Origin of the sequence: Microcystis sp. 49638_E5 (genome assembly GCF_021300285.1) — a bacterium.
Taxonomy (GTDB): domain Bacteria; phylum Cyanobacteriota; class Cyanobacteriia; order Cyanobacteriales; family Microcystaceae; genus Microcystis; species Microcystis aeruginosa_C.
Map to the genome: position 1 here is coordinate 1 of NZ_JAJTDH010000045.1, position 12,460 is coordinate 12,460.

10 protein-coding genes are annotated in these 12,460 nt (G+C 43.3%); 4 read left to right on the forward strand and 6 right to left on the reverse strand.

What is annotated here, in order from left to right; translation table 11 throughout:
• Window positions 1–353: 353 nt before the first annotated feature.
• Together mutS and LW728_RS13880 are read right to left on the reverse strand one after the other, a co-directional pair.
• Window positions 354–3,002: a DNA mismatch repair protein MutS gene (gene mutS, locus LW728_RS13875; protein WP_287671501.1), complete on the reverse strand. Its 2,649-nt coding sequence runs from the start codon at window positions 3,000–3,002 to the stop codon at window positions 354–356.
• Between the two features lie 340 nt (window positions 3,003–3,342).
• Complete coding sequence (locus LW728_RS13880; RefSeq protein WP_287767014.1) at window positions 3,343–4,089, reverse strand: metallophosphoesterase family protein; 747 nt, start codon at window positions 4,087–4,089, stop codon at window positions 3,343–3,345.
• A 229-nt stretch (window positions 4,090–4,318) separates the two neighbouring features.
• Here LW728_RS13880 and hemF point away from each other — a divergent pair, with 229 nt between their 5' ends.
• From hemF to LW728_RS13895, 3 genes are all read left to right on the forward strand, one after another.
• A complete protein-coding gene (gene hemF, locus LW728_RS13885) occupies window positions 4,319–5,341 on the forward strand; it encodes an oxygen-dependent coproporphyrinogen oxidase (RefSeq protein WP_002791810.1) in 1,023 nt (340 codons plus the stop codon).
• A 171-nt stretch (window positions 5,342–5,512) separates the two neighbouring features.
• On the forward strand, window positions 5,513–6,487 hold the full coding sequence (tilS, locus tag LW728_RS13890) for a tRNA lysidine(34) synthetase TilS (RefSeq protein ID WP_002804612.1): 975 nt from the start codon (window positions 5,513–5,515) through the stop codon (window positions 6,485–6,487).
• A 334-nt stretch (window positions 6,488–6,821) separates the two neighbouring features.
• A complete protein-coding gene (locus LW728_RS13895; protein ID WP_287767017.1) occupies window positions 6,822–9,122 on the forward strand; it encodes an ATP-dependent helicase in 2,301 nt (766 codons plus the stop codon).
• On the opposite strand, the gene LW728_RS13900 is transcribed toward LW728_RS13895, so the two are convergent.
• On the reverse strand, window positions 9,087–9,326 hold the full coding sequence (locus LW728_RS13900; protein WP_016514583.1) for a DUF6737 family protein: 240 nt from the start codon (window positions 9,324–9,326) through the stop codon (window positions 9,087–9,089). The two genes, LW728_RS13895 and LW728_RS13900, sit on opposite strands and share 36 nt — an antisense overlap.
• Window positions 9,327–9,452: 126 nt before the next feature.
• Between LW728_RS13900 and LW728_RS13905 the strand changes: the two genes are divergently transcribed.
• Window positions 9,453–10,019, forward strand: coding sequence for a hypothetical protein (locus LW728_RS13905; RefSeq protein ID WP_287767019.1), 567 nt, complete (start codon window positions 9,453–9,455; stop codon window positions 10,017–10,019).
• Between the two features lie 34 nt (window positions 10,020–10,053).
• On the opposite strand, the gene LW728_RS13910 is transcribed toward LW728_RS13905, so the two are convergent.
• The 3 genes from LW728_RS13910 to LW728_RS13920 form a co-directional block, all read right to left on the reverse strand.
• Window positions 10,054–10,935 carry a 4-hydroxybenzoate solanesyltransferase gene (locus LW728_RS13910; RefSeq protein ID WP_287767021.1) on the reverse strand — a complete coding sequence of 294 codons (882 nt, stop codon included), beginning with the start codon at window positions 10,933–10,935 and terminating at the stop codon, window positions 10,054–10,056.
• Window positions 10,936–11,125: 190 nt separating this feature from the next.
• Complete coding sequence (locus LW728_RS13915; RefSeq protein ID WP_002779848.1) at window positions 11,126–11,623, reverse strand: DUF427 domain-containing protein; 498 nt, start codon at window positions 11,621–11,623, stop codon at window positions 11,126–11,128.
• Between the two features lie 264 nt (window positions 11,624–11,887).
• The gene (locus LW728_RS13920; protein ID WP_287767024.1) at window positions 11,888–12,403 is read right to left on the reverse strand and encodes a DUF1499 domain-containing protein; all 516 of its coding nucleotides are present in this window, start codon (window positions 12,401–12,403) and stop codon (window positions 11,888–11,890) included.
• Window positions 12,404–12,460: the final 57 nt, after the last annotated feature.

Below are 12,460 nucleotides of genomic sequence, written 5' to 3' on the forward strand. Positions count from 1 at the left end.
TCCACCTTAATTCCTTCTTTCAAAACTATACCTATCAATCGTTTCCCCTTTTTTTAAGTTTCTTCTCTTTTTGTTAAGAAAGATCCGACTAATGGATAGCTTAATAAGGGGGGTGTCTGATCCCCCCTGCCCCCCTTGATAAGGGGGGTGCCGATAGGCGGGGGGATCTACCCTTGATAAGGGGGGTGTCTGATCCCCCCTGCCCCCCTTGATAAGGGGGGTGTCTGATCCCCCCTGCCCCCCTTGATAAGGGGGGTGTCTGATCCCCCCTGCCCCCCTTGATAAGGGGGGTGCCGATAGGCGGGGGGATCTACCCTTGATAAGGGGGGTGTCTGATAATTTTTAACACATACCTACTTACTGTCATCAAAAATATCTAACTGCTGCAGAGAGGGGGAATTATCCGACTTAACCGGTTTAATTTTCTTAATTCCTTGACGCAAACCGATCGCAATTTTACTATGTTTTTCGATTTGACCCATCACCTGCATGGCACGATCGATCACAGAAGCTGGTAAACCGGCTAATCTCCCCGCTTCAATACCATAGGATTTATCCGCGCCTCCCGGTCGTACTTGGTGCAAAAATACTATCTCATGGGGTAATTCTTTGACTGTTACCTGATAATTAGCCACATTCTCTAAAATTGAAGCTAATTCGTTTAGTTCGTGGTAGTGAGTGGCGAAAATCGTCCGCGATTGCAGTACCGTGGCTAAATACTCCGCCACAGACCAAGCTATGGATAACCCGTCAAAAGTGGCTGTCCCCCGGCCAATTTCGTCTAATAATACTAATGATCTGTCTGTGGCGTGATTGAGAATATTGGCGGTTTCGTTCATTTCCACCATAAAGGTGGATTGGCCGGTAGCGAGGTCATCCACAGCCCCCACCCGGGTGAAAATGCGATCGCAGATGGAGATTTTGGCCGACTTTGCCGGGACAAAACTGCCGGTTTGGGCCAACAATTGAATTAATCCCACCTGTCGCAGATAACAACTTTTGCCACTAGCATTGGGACCGGTGAGAATAATCAAGTCGGGGTATTCTAAACCTTCCTGATTGCCCAAATTAATCGAATTCGGCACAAAAAAGCCGGCCCCCAGGGATTGTTCCACCACGGGATGACGACCATCTTTAATATCGATAAGACGACCATCGGCGATTTCTGGGCGACAATATCCCTGATAAACGGCGATTTCTGCCAATGCTGCCAACACATCTAAAGCGGCGACTTTTGTGGCTACTTCCCGGATTTCTGGGGAAAATTCGGCCACTTGACGGCGTAAATCGCTAAAAATCTCGTATTCTAACTTATTTAATTCATCTACTGCCGTCAGAATTATATTTTCTTTCTCCTTTAACTCGGTGGTGATATAACGTTCCTCATTGACTAAAGTTTGCTTACGCACATACTCTTTTGGGGCGAAATCGGCTTTACTGCGGGGTAAACTGATATAATAACCGAAAGTTTTGTTATAACTAACCTTAAGATTACTAATACCCGTTCTTTCTTTCTCTGTCGTCTCCAGATTCTTAAACCAATCGATTACTTCCTGATAGTCGCGCCGCAGGGCATCCAATTGGGCATCAATTCCCTCGCGAATCACCCCCCCTTCCTTCAGATGCAGCGGAGGAGATTCCACCAGATGCGCTATCACCTGCTGGCCTAATTTTTCTAAATCGGCGGGAATTTGCTGTAAAGCTTTCAAATAGGGCGAATTTCCCGAAGCAACCAAAGCCGCTAAATCGGCTAATTTGACTAAAGATGCCGCTAGGGAAAGTAAATCGCGGGCGTTAGCTGTTCCTGCGCCAACACGACCGCTTAAACGTTCTATATCGTAGATTTCCCTTAATTTTTGCCGAATATCTTGGCGCAGGGCGGGATTATCCTTTAACTCTTGGATAGTATCTTGACGGGCGCGAATACCGCGAGAATCTAAGAGAGGTTGCAGTAACCAACGACGTAAAGCGCGACTACCCATGGCCGTGCAAGTGCGATCAATCGCCCATAATAGAGAACCATAGAAGCTACCATCGCGCACCGTTTGGGTAATTTCAAGGTTACGACGGGTTTGCCCATCTAAAATCAAAAATTCGGAGATAGAGTAGGTTTTTAAGGGTTGTAGGGGGACTTGATTGGCTTTTTGGGTATCTTCAATGTATTCTAATAAGCCCCCAGCTGCGCGAATAGCGAGGGGTAAATGTTCGCAGCCCATCCCCTCTAGGGAACGCATTTTATAGGTGATTAGGAGACGATTTTTCGCCTCTGTGAGAGTAAAGATATTTTGGGGACGGAGAGAATAACAAAAACTATCGGGTAAACAGGGGGGGAGATGGTCGGATTTTTCCCCGGGGCGCAAAATACGGTTTAAATCGGGGGCATTGATGGGAAAAAGGATTTCTGAGGGCTGTAAACGGCTTAATTCTAGGCTTAAAGCCGTTAAATCACTGGCTTGGGTGGTGTAGAATTCTCCGGTGGAGATATCTGAATATGCTAATCCCCAATTTTCTCCGGTAATCACCACTGCGGCCAGAAAATTATTCTTTTTTGCGTTTAACATTCCCTCATCGGTGAGGGTTCCGGGGGTGAGCAGTTTGGTGATAGCGCGTTCTACGAGCCGTTTTTCGGCGGCTGCTTCCGTTGAATCTTCTACTTGGTCACAAATCGCCACCGCATAGCCTTTTTCCACCAATAAACGACTATAGCGCTCTAGGGCGTGGTGGGGAACTCCGGTCATGGCGACTCTCCCAATACCTTTACCCCCTTCCTTGCTGGTGAGAACTAATTCCAATTCTCTGGAGATAATCACCGCATCCTGAAAGAAGCACTCGAAAAAATCGCCCACACGATAGAGTAAAAGAGCATTGGGATAGGTTTCTTTTACCTCCACATAATGCTGGTACATAGGGGTGAGTTTATCGCGATCGAGTCCGCGATAATCACGATGGGGATCTTTATTGGTAGCGGGTGGTTCTAGGGGAAAATCCGAGGGGAGAGTCATGGGTGAAAGAAAGCTGGACAATTCTTTATTCAATTTAAGTAGGTAGGCGTTAAAAATTATCAGATGCCCCCCTTATTAAGGGGGGACTCAGGGGGGATCTCCCCGCCTATCGGCACCCCCCTTATTAAGGGGGGACTCAGGGGGGATCGAACCTAAAATCCATTTTTAATTTAATTATAACCAGCTACTTACCGCTCTTGAGAACCTACGATCAAAGAATCCCAATAGGCTAAGCTGCTGGTTCCTGTTATCCAACCCAGAGATTAACATCTGAGCTATCTGCATGAATTTGGTATCATTCCCTGTCCGAGAATTATATTTTTGTTAATAACAGTTATTTTTAAGGGGTGGGCTGCATTCTTTTAGTATAGACTTCGGTAGGATTAATTGAGGTGGTTATATCTTCTAAATCAAATTTTCGCAGAGTTTTATCTTTGGTATTGACCTGATAAACCAAACGATTAGTGATATCTAATCCAGTTAACCAATTACTGTGGGAATGATAGGCTCCCGTGTCGATATCTAGCCAACCGGCACCGGCGACTAATTGCCCCGGATTTACCCCCGGAAAAGTAAAAGTAATCGTGTGGCCAGTGATAATTAATTTATCACTAAAAAAAGGTTCCGGTATACTGTGGAATTCATCGCGGATCCAACAAAAATGAGTAGCATCTTGTTCTTCGAGGGGTAAATGGGGATAAACCCCGGCATGAACCAGCCAAATATCGCCTAAATCGAGGTAAAGAGGCAAGGTTTTCAGCCAATCGATGTGATCTTGCGGTATTTTGTGGTTATAGCTAAAAAGAGTAGTATTACCGCCATTATAAAGCCAACCTGGCAACATTTCCCCGATCATTCTTTGGCTGCCCAACACCTCTAGCAGCATCTGTTCATGATTGCCCAATAGACAACGATAGCGGTGTTGACGAACAAATTCAACCACTTGGGCGCTATTGGGACCACGATCAATTAAATCGCCCAAGAAATAAACTGGTTCCTTTTCTTGAGGCGCGATTGCTTCTATTAGCTGCAAAAGAGGATCGTATTGACCGTGAACGTCACCGATGATGATTCGACGGGAGGGCATAGTGGTAAAAATTGGGGGTCTGTGTTATTGTCCCTTGGTCGGGACTAATTCTAATATGCCCAGTTGAGACTTAAAAATTAACATTGATTTAGGGGAAATGGGGGAATTCAACTAAAACCCCATCACCCAACACCTAACCGGTCTAAATGTTAAGTTAAGTATCGAAGAGCGGCCGTTTCATCACCCGGTAGTAATATAATCACTGAGTTATCAACTTTGATCCTTGAGTATGACTGCATTCACCACAACCCCCACCCTTGCCAATTTGCCCGCCAGTGATAGCCGTAGCCGCGTCAGTGAATTTATGAAATCCCTACAGGATGAAATTTGTCAGGGATTAGAAGAAGTGGATGGACAAGCAAAATTTATCGAAGATAGTTGGCAACGGCCCGAAGGTGGCGGCGGACGTTCGCGAGTTTTGCGGGAAGGGGCAATTTTTGAACAAGCAGGGGTGAATTTTTCGGAAGTTTGGGGGAAAGAATTACCTCCTAGCATTGCCAAACAACGGCCCGAGGCTGCCGGTCATCAATTTTACGCCACGGGAACCTCGATGGTTTTGCATCCTCACAATCCTTATATTCCCACGGTTCACCTCAATTATCGCTATTTTGAAGCCGGCCCGGTTTGGTGGTTTGGCGGCGGTGCCGATTTAACTCCCTACTATGCTTTTGAAGAAGATGCTAGTCATTTTCACCGCACTTTTAAACAGGTTTGCGACCAACATCATCCTGAATATTATCCCGTTTTTAAACGCTGGTGTGATGAATATTTTTATCTCAATCATCGTCAGGAAGCCAGAGGCATCGGCGGGATTTTCTTTGATTACCAAGACGGTTTAGACCCTCTCTATCGTGGTCCTTTTGCCGAAAGTGATGCCGCTATCTATTCAGAAAAATTATCTCCCCAACAACCCCGCAACTGGGAAGAAATTTTTAGTTTCATTAATGACTGTGGCCGAGCTTTTCTACCCGCTTACGTTCCCATTGTCCAGAAACGCCGCTCGACGGAATACGGTGACAGAGAACGTCAGTTTCAACTCTATCGTCGCGGTCGTTATGTAGAATTTAATTTAGTTTATGATCGTGGCACAATTTTTGGGTTGCAAACTAACGGTCGTACCGAGTCGATTTTGATGTCTTTACCTCCTTTAGTCCGTTGGGAATACTGTTATCAACCTGCACCCAATACCCCAGAAGCAAAACTCTATGATATCTTCCTAAAACCCCAAGATTGGGTTAATTGGCAAGGTTAAATCAGTTATCAGTTATCAGTTATCAGTTATCAGAAGATTGCTTTTATTTATTCTTCCCAATTCATAATTCATAATTCATAATTCATAATTCATAATTCATAATTCATAATTCATAATTCCCTCTCCCGTTCTAGTTATCTGTCATTTGTCAAGTAAATAAATTTAAAAATTTTGGCTAATTTTTGGACACCTCTCCATACTCGTCTGGAAACCACAGTCAAAAAGGGACAATTATTACCTAAAAATGCGTCTCTGTTAGTGGCATTGTCGGCAGGTCAGGATTCCCTCTGTTTAGGTCAATTATTGCTGGATTTGCGCTCTCGTTGGGGTTGGCAACTAGCGATCGCTCATTGTGATCACCGTTGGTCTTACGACCGAGGATTAGTGGATCATGTGCGTAAAATCGCCGAAATTTGGCAATTACCCGTTTATATTGCCACCGCACCCCCCATGGCGGAAACGGAAGCCAAGGCCCGACAATGGCGTTATCAAGCTTTACAAACAATCGCCCAAGAACAGGGTTTTAATTATCTTCTCACGGCACACACGAGGAGCGATCGAGCGGAAACTTTTCTTTATAATCTCACGCGCGGAGCCGGTAGTGATGGACTTTCTGCCTTAACTTGGTTGACAAGTTTAACCCCAGATATTTTTTTAGTCCGTCCCCTCTTAAATGTCACTCGCGGGGAAACTTTCGCTTTTTGTCAAAGTCGAGAATTACCGATCTGGTACGATCGAGCTAATGAGAATTTACGCTATGCTCGCAATCGCATCCGTCAGGAATTATTACCCTACCTGCAAACTAATTTAAACCCCCAAATCGAAAAACATCTCGCCCAAACTGCTGAAATTTTGGAAGCAGAAAGCGATTATTTAGATAGTATTGCCCGGGATATTTTTCGTCAGGTTATCGATCTAGATCAACAAAGACTCGATCGCTCCCCTTTACAAATTCTACCTCTAGCGATACAAAGACGAGTGATTCGTTTATTTTTAGCTCAATATTTACCCTCATCACCTAATTTTGCCGAAGTTGAGTCAGTGGTTAATCTCATTACTGGTGTTAATCGCGATGCCACTTCCTCCTTAACCGGCAAAATTCGGGTAGAAGTACAACAAAATTGGCTATATATCAGTGATCAGTGATCAGTTAAGTAGCTGGTTATAATTAAATTAAAGATAGATTTTAGGTTCGATCCCCCCTGCCCCCCTTGATAAGGGGGGTGCCGATAGGCGGGGGGATCTGAAAGTTTTCAATACCTACCTACTTATCAGTTATCAGTGATCAGATTACAGTTTTAAGTGGACAGTGTTAGGGGAAAACTTTGCTACTTTCTTTTCACTGATTACTGATTACTGTTCACTGAAAAAAACCCATCTCCCCATTCTAGTTATCTGTAGCTAACTTTTACAGCAATTAGTTTAAAGATAAACTAAAATAGTAATACAATTAAACTAAAAATAAAATTGGCGTAGAATAATGAGCGAAACTAAAGTAATTAATCGAGAAAACTTACTGGTAAATCTCCGGCAACAACTGCGAGCCGGACAACAGGAATTAGCCGATTGGCAAGGGGGAAAAATGGCCATTTCTGCGGTGCCGGGGGCGGGAAAATCCCACAGTTTGGCCGTAGCTGCCGCTATGGTTATTGCTCGTGAGCAACTTCATGCTAAAAAACAGTTAATTATTGTCACCTACACGCGCTCGGCTGCCGCTAGTATTAAAGCTAAAATTAAACAACGCTTGCAAGATTTACAACTTTCGGTCCAAGGTTTCAGCGTCCAAACTCTGCACGGACTGGCTCTACAATTAGCCCGTCGTTACCCAGAATTATCGGGATTAGACCTCGAATCTTCTACCTTAGTTATTCCGACTCCTAGCCATAGAATTATTAGAAACTCGGTGGAAAAATGGCTAATTACTGAACCAATTCGTTATCAAAAGTTATTAGAAGGAGTGGAATTTGATGGGGAAGAAACAGAAAGATTACGCCGTCAATCGGTGCTGAGAACCGAAATTTTACCTAGTCTTGCCTATACGGCCATTCATGAGCTAAAAAGTTCGGGATTATCACCGCAGCAAGTCTGGGAATTAAGCCACTATACCGAAGATAATTATCAAATTCTCGCTATTGCTAGTGGTTTGTACCAACAGTATGAAATCCTGATGCGTCAGAAAAACTATATAGATTATGATGACATGATTTTAGGAGCCTTGCGAGTATTAGAGGAAGAAAAAATTCGCCGACAATGGCAAAAATCTGTCTTTGGAGTCTTTGAAGATGAGGCACAGGATTCTAGTCCTCTCCAAGAAAAACTAATTACTATTTTAGCAAAAAATAATGACGGTGAAATACCTAATTTAATTCGCGTCGGCGATCCCAATCAAGCGATTAATTCTACCTTTACCCCCGCCGATCCTGTTTACTTTAATTGGTTTTGTGAAAGTTGTCAAAACGAAGGCAATTTATCCACTATGAACCAAGCAGGTCGCAGCAATACTAAAATTATTGAAGCTGCTAATTTAGTGTTACAATGGGTCGATCGAGATTGGAAACAGGGAAAAGATAATCATAAAGTTACCGAGGCTCCTTTTCGAGTTCAAGCGATTCTTCCCGTCGGTGCTGAAGATCCCCAACCTAATCCAGTCAAGGAGGGAAAAGGATTAGAAATTTATCAACCCGATGACATTTATCAAACAGTAGAATTAATTGAAAAACGTCTAGTTAAATTACTTCAAGAAAACCCTCAACATAATGCGGCTATCCTCGTTAGAGAAAATCGACAAGGACACTTTTTTGCTCAAAAATTCGCCCATTTTTACAAAAGTTATCAAATCAGAATTTTTGAAGCTAATGAGATCGATCGCTTTTCCCAAATTCCCGCCGAAATGCTGAAACTATTGGCTTTTGTCGAACGTCCCCACTCTCCCGATTATCTCAAAGCGGCCTTAGAAGTGCTACAATTGAGGGGTTTAATTACTGCCCAAGACTTAAATCCTTTAGTTACCTATCCCGAACAGTTTCTCTATCCCACTCCCCTCGATCCTGAACTGAAATCTAACGAAAAAATCGCCCGTCGTTATTGCTGCAGTTTACTAAAAGCTAGATTAGAATTACCCCATTATCAACTCCTGTCTTTTTTCGCTATGACTCTCCAATATTCGGGGTCAGAATTAGCCACATTGCAAAAATTAACCGCCCGTATTTATCAGGAAACTGCTGGTAATAGTTCTCTCAAAAATACAATTAATACTCTTAATGAAATTATCGCCTCTGAGCGCTTTGAAGGAGTGGAAGAAGATAACGACGATTGTTATACTCGTCCCGGACAACTGACGATTATTACTATGCACAAAGCCAAGGGTTTAGACTGGGATTATGTTTTTATTCCCTTTCTTCACGAAGATATTATCCCGGGCAAACCTTGGGTTCCCAATGGGGCGAAATTTTTGGCAGATTTTACCCTCGCAGAAGTGGCCCGGGCGCAAATTCGAGCAGCGGTTCATCAACGCTATTTAAACCCCGATAGCATACCAATTATTCCCCCACCTTTAAGCGCTTGGTTAGAAGCTGGACAACTTAAAAAAGCTGAAGAATACCGACTTTTGTATGTAGCGATGACGCGAGCAAAAAGACTTTTATGGATGTCGAGTGAAAAAAAAGCTCCCTTCCGTTGGAACACTTTTCGCGGAGATGAAAGTAGTCAATTACAGGATAAAAATCCCTGTCCTGTCTTTCCTGTTTTAATCAATGCTTTCCCCGATTCTTTCTGTGTTTAACTGTTGCTGCAGCGTCCGCGGATAAAGAATTAGGAAGACAAACCACCAGAGGAGTATGGGAATAGATAGGAGTAGAGTTAACCAGAGACGCTGAGTTAAAAACCAACAGCCAGCAATCAGGGTAATTCCTGTCAACAGAATGGACCAAGGTTGACACCAACGGGGTTTGTGGTCCCAAACGCTACTAGATTTCGAGTTAGACATTGGTTAAGGGGCGGTAATTTACTAACTTGATTTTATCGTACCTGACTATTCAGATCACTGCTACAATTTTGGGTAATTCTATCAATAGATTTTCTTATCTCTAGACAAACTAAGCTAAATTTTCCTATGATTGATGTCTTTTATCCGATTCCCAAGCTGTTAGATACTATTCTGACGGAGATTTATGCCGAAAATCGCCGTAAACATGAAGAAAGAATGGCAGAATTACAAGTAATCTCTAATTCTTCCCTTCGCGATGCCTACGCTCAACAGCTATTATTAGATCGATTTCTTGCTCCCGTGGAAAATGCTCAACATAGCATTCAAAATGCCGCTAAACACGCTCAGTACATGGCAGAAGTAGTTAATTATTATCATCATGACCATGGCTGTAGTCAAGAGCAAGCTCAAGAAATATCCCGTCAATTTCGGGCTTTAGCGGTTAAAATTTCTCAAATTGACTCTCTTTACGATTTAAAAATCATTTATCAAGTGGTTACTGTTTTCACCCAGCAATTATCAAGATTTAAACACCGAGAAAGAAATTATTCTTGGGAAAGGGAAATCAGAAAGGGTATTTTAGATCCCTTAAATACCTGCATTGCTGTGGAAAAAAATTTTCAAAGACGGGTAGCTTTGATGACTGGTGAACACCCATCAGCTACGGTAATGGGATTATTAGAGTCAGAATAGACAAACTGACTCTAGGGACATTTTTGGGGGAGTTTTAATACAAACTCCCCGCAATCATAGCCGCTAATAAAATAAAACCGACCCAAACATTTTGGCCGAACATTTGACCATAAACTGGTTTAGGTAAATCCGATTGACGTAACAGCCGGTATTGACGCCACCAAGCGATCGCCGCTAGACCCAACCCTAGCCAAAAAGAAGCTGATAACTGCATTTTTTGCCCCTCCCAAGCCAATAAACCTACTGTTAGGGCAAAAAAGACCCCCACGGCTTCCGGAGCGTATTTGCCGAAAAATATGGCACTAGAGTTAATACCAACCTTGAGATCATCCTCTCGATCGGACAGAGCATAAATTGTATCAAATGCCAATGTCCAAAAAATCACCGCTCCCCATAATATAAATGTATTACTATTTAACGCCCCAGTGACGGCACTCCAACAGATTAAAACCGCAAAACCCCAAGCGAGAGAAAGAACCAATTGGGGTACAGGAAAAAAACGCTTGGCGAGAGGATAGCAGATAATCAAGGGAACGGCGGCCACACATAGGCAAAAACTCAGGAAATTGAGATATAAAGCTAAAATTGCGGCACAAAAGAAAGCAATTAGAGCGATAATCAAACCAACCTTGATCGATAAAGCTCTGGCCGCTAAAGGACGGTTACGAGTGCGATCGACCTGTGGATCGATATCCCGATCCCAAAGATCGTTAACCACACAGCCGGCGGCGCTAGTAGCCAAAGTTCCCAAAATGATCACCCCGATCAAGGGTAGCGGTGGCACACCGTCTGCCGCCAAAAATACCGCCCATAAAGCGGGAATCATCAAAATTAACCTACCGGCGGGTTTATCCCAGCGCAAGAGGCGAATAATCGTCATCCAAGTGGGTTCTAGATCGGGTTGGGATATAGTCATAATTTCTCGTAAAAAGTAGAAACTAGGAGTTAAGGGGAATTATGAATTATAAATTATGAATTATGAATTATGAAGTGGGAAGTGGGAAGAAAAAAGCTGACTCCTGCCTTTTGCCTTTTGCCTTTTGCCTTTTGCCTTTTGCCTTTCCTAACCAAGAAGTTAATTTTGCACGACTACTTACTTAACGTGATTACCAGCCCCAACTATTGGGAACGCCTTTAAATGGACCAACCACATCGGAGGTTATCCATCCCCCGTAAAAGTTGCCCGGTTGCGGTTGTACTAATTCCCCATCGGCATAACAAGCGGTCATTTTGGCGGGATAAAAAGCCAGATAATTCTTAATTGCTTGAAACTCTGGTGTCGGATCTGGATAATACCAAGCGACGTTAATTGCCTGTTGATCCCCAACGGTGATATTGTAATATCCCGCTAGACCTTTCCACTCACAAAAAGACTTTTCTGCTGTGGCTTGCAGGTATTCCATTTTAATATCTTGGGGCGGTAGATAATAAACTGGAGGATGACTGGTTTCTAGAACTCGATAACTGCTTTTAGTATCGGCAATTATCACCCCATTAAAGATAATTTTTAGGTGTTTAGGTGATAATTCTAGGCGCGGGGGACGAGGATAATCCCAGACGGATTCCTGTCCTGCTTTTGCTGGTATTGGTTGGGGACGAAACATAATTTTTCTTATATTATTCTCCGAGTCAGTATTCTCTGAGTCATTTCACCGTTTACTGATTACTGATTACTGATTGGGTGCATCTCCTATTGGTGACTTTCTCTGACATATAGGTGAGCAGCAGAAGTCATTTAAAGAGGGCGAATGCAATTCGCCCCTACAATAATAATATTATCGCACCAATGGTAGGGGCGCATCGCGTGCGCCCAAATGTAGTATAGATATTTCTACAAAATTGAGATGCACCCGATTACTTTTCACTGTTTACTGTTTACTGATCACTGAAAAGAGTTTTCTCAGGGTTTCCACTCGTTCTCGATTGACATTTAAATCCGATTCTCCTAACCGGGAGGCCGAGCGAACATCGATCGCATTTTTGCTAGGATTAAGAGAAAATTCTAGATCATCGACAAATCCCATCCATTGACTGCTAAATTCGGCGTAGAGATAGTTACTATCTTGGTTAATAATTTTAGTTCTCGGTTGGGAGGCGATAATTTTAGCTAATTGCTCGATCGCTTTTTCACCGCTACCCTGATAACTAAGGGGTTCGATCGCATGAGCCTGATCCTGACTCTGACTACTAACACAATTAGGAGTGACCGGACAAGGGGCCAGTTTACCCTCCCTGACTCCCAAATAATCGGGACGAGTACCGGCGAATAAACTGACGCTATCGGGAGCAATGAACCTAATTCCTAGCCAGATGAGCAGTATTCCCAGGAAAATAAACGGGGTTAGCCGGAAAGATTTTTTTACCGTGTCGGAAGTTTCAGTCATGCTAGTCTTACAGAATCACTTCAATTAACTTAACATTGATAGGTGTGGCAATATCAG

Bases quoted from the DNA above. Each gene is read 5' to 3' on its own strand.
- mutS (WP_287671501.1), bottom strand. From the start codon at position 3,002: ATGACTCTCCCCTCGGATTTTCCCCTAGAACCACCCGCTACCAATAAA.
- LW728_RS13880 (WP_287767014.1), bottom strand. From the start codon at position 4,089: ATGCCCTCCCGTCGAATCATCATCGGTGACGTTCACGGTCAATACGAT.
- hemF (WP_002791810.1), top strand. From the start codon at position 4,319: ATGACTGCATTCACCACAACCCCCACCCTTGCCAATTTGCCCGCCAGT.
- LW728_RS13895 (WP_287767017.1), top strand. From the start codon at position 6,822: ATGAGCGAAACTAAAGTAATTAATCGAGAAAACTTACTGGTAAATCTC.
- LW728_RS13900 (WP_016514583.1), bottom strand. From the start codon at position 9,326: ATGTCTAACTCGAAATCTAGTAGCGTTTGGGACCACAAACCCCGTTGG.
- LW728_RS13905 (WP_287767019.1), top strand. From the start codon at position 9,453: ATGATTGATGTCTTTTATCCGATTCCCAAGCTGTTAGATACTATTCTG.
- LW728_RS13910 (WP_287767021.1), bottom strand. From the start codon at position 10,935: ATGACTATATCCCAACCCGATCTAGAACCCACTTGGATGACGATTATT.
- LW728_RS13915 (WP_002779848.1), bottom strand. From the start codon at position 11,623: ATGTTTCGTCCCCAACCAATACCAGCAAAAGCAGGACAGGAATCCGTC.
- LW728_RS13920 (WP_287767024.1), bottom strand. From the start codon at position 12,403: ATGACTGAAACTTCCGACACGGTAAAAAAATCTTTCCGGCTAACCCCG.